Annotated in this window: 1 protein-coding gene; it reads right to left on the reverse strand. The window is 70.6% G+C overall.

The annotated features are described in order from the left end of the window. Nucleotides 1-14 precede the first annotated feature (14 nt). Nucleotides 15-238 (reverse strand): phosphatidylserine decarboxylase (locus R0J88_RS23290; RefSeq protein WP_410901359.1); only part of this gene is annotated, 224 nt, incomplete at its 5' end.

The raw sequence follows: 238 nt of genomic DNA on the forward strand, positions 1-238 counted from the left end.
GTGGGCTCCGCCGGTTACTGTTCGAGCTCGGCGAGGATCGTCGACGACGCGTAGACCTTCTCGCCGATCGAGACCTTCGCGCGGCTGCCGAGCGGCAGGTACACGTCGACGCGCGAACCGAAGCGGATGAAACCGTAGCGCTGGCCGCGCGACAGCGGCTCGCCGGCGCGCACGTAGCAGAGGATCCGGCGGGCGACGAGGCCGGCGATCTGCACGGCGGTGACGGTCTTGCCGCTCG

Origin of the sequence: Pseudoalteromonas sp. SIMBA_162 (assembly GCF_046535955.1) — a bacterium.
Lineage (GTDB): Bacteria > Pseudomonadota > Gammaproteobacteria > Enterobacterales > Alteromonadaceae > Pseudoalteromonas > Pseudoalteromonas marina.